Below are 1,537 nucleotides of genomic sequence, written 5' to 3' on the forward strand. Positions count from 1 at the left end.
AAATTGAGAAATTAGGCTTTTTCGTTACTCGATAAACCCGCCCGGTTACAAAAAAATCTAAAAAATCTATACCTATCGCTCTCTCGAAAAATAAAGCATTTAAGCAGTCCATTTACCAACTAATAAAAGCGAATGTTACTTCCCAAATAAAATGGAGAGTACCCTTCGCTGATATTTTTTAGACCTTTGTTAGCACAGGAGTTGTAGCAAATTTTAGCTTGATGAATATATATAGTAATAGTAAATATTATTAGACTAGCTGGAGATGATGATATTGGAACCTAAATGGCTGGATTGGGCGAAACAACTTCAATCCATTGCACAGGCGGGATTAACGTATTCAAAAGATGTTTATGACTTGGAGAGATTTGAAATCATAAGAAATATAAGTGTTGACATTTTAGCACATTACACAAATATGGACAGGCCTGTGATCAAAGATTTATTTGCAGGTGAAACTGGTTATGCAACTCCCAAGGTTGATATTAGGGCAGTAGTCTTTAAGGATGATAAAATACTGATGGTCCGGGAAAATACCGATGGTAACTGGGCATTACCTGGCGGCTGGGCTGACATTGGACATACCCCAAGTGAAGTCGCTGTTAAGGAAGTAAAAGAAGAATCGGGATTTAATGTAAAACCGATCAAAGTATTAGCTGTAACCGATAAAAAGTGCCATCCACACCCTCCTTCTGCTTTTCATGTTTATAAAATATTTATTCAATGTGAAATAATTGGCGGGCAGCCAGCTAAAGGAATTGAAACAAGTGAAGTAAAGTTCTTTGCTGAAAACGAACTGCCTCCTCTGTCAACAGCTCGAAATACAAAAACACAAATTGAGATGGCTTTTAAATACTTAAAAAATCCCCATGAAGCCGTTTATTTTGATTAAGTTTAATTTAGAAAGGTACTTCCTTTTTTAATCACTAAATGTTTTAGACCAAGATATATTTTAAATCTCTCAAAATACATCTTGGTTTTGATTTGAACTTCACTCTTTATCTTTACAATTTGGCCACTGTATCTTAATAGATTCTCTGAATTGGCTCATATTAAAGTTTTTACCTGGACAACTTTTTGTGACTCCTTTTAATTCACGATGTCCCAGAATGTGAGTAGTTGATAAATTAAATCGATTCAATAGGAAAATGCATAGTTTACTCAATGATTTTAGCTGCTCTATTGATGGAGTATGAAGATCAAAATTACCAGCTAAACAAATACCTATTGATTTTTCATTATATGAATAGGCATGTGCTCCAACATGGTATCCTCTTCCTTTAATAATTTCACCATTTTCCTCAATAAAAAAATTATATCCTATTCCACTCCATCCACGTTGATCCTGTTGAAACCTATGCGTCTTATTAATATCCCAACCAATTTCTTCTGTATGGTGTACAATGATGTACAAGACATCATTTAAAGCAATAAGCGGGTCTTTAAACGATAAATTAATATCTTTAATCCATCCCGGTTCTACTTTCATGTAGACCTCTCCTCATCACATAAGCTTAATCATGATCCCCGTCTTATC

Annotated in this window: 2 protein-coding genes; one reads left to right on the forward strand and one right to left on the reverse strand. The window is 34.5% G+C overall.

Annotated features, from left to right (window positions below):
• Window positions 1–274: 274 nt before the first annotated feature.
• Complete coding sequence (locus V7659_RS05730; RefSeq protein ID WP_335538724.1) at window positions 275–892, forward strand: NUDIX hydrolase; 618 nt, start codon at window positions 275–277, stop codon at window positions 890–892.
• 99 nt (window positions 893–991) lie between these two features.
• Here the strand turns inward: V7659_RS05730 and V7659_RS05735 are convergent, their stop codons facing one another.
• On the reverse strand, window positions 992–1,489 hold the full coding sequence (locus tag V7659_RS05735) for a peptidoglycan recognition protein family protein (protein WP_335538726.1): 498 nt from the start codon (window positions 1,487–1,489) through the stop codon (window positions 992–994).
• Window positions 1,490–1,537 lie beyond the last annotated feature (48 nt).

This window comes from Neobacillus drentensis, from assembly GCF_036966985.1.
GTDB lineage: Bacteria > Bacillota > Bacilli > Bacillales > Cytobacillaceae > Neobacillus > Neobacillus drentensis_E.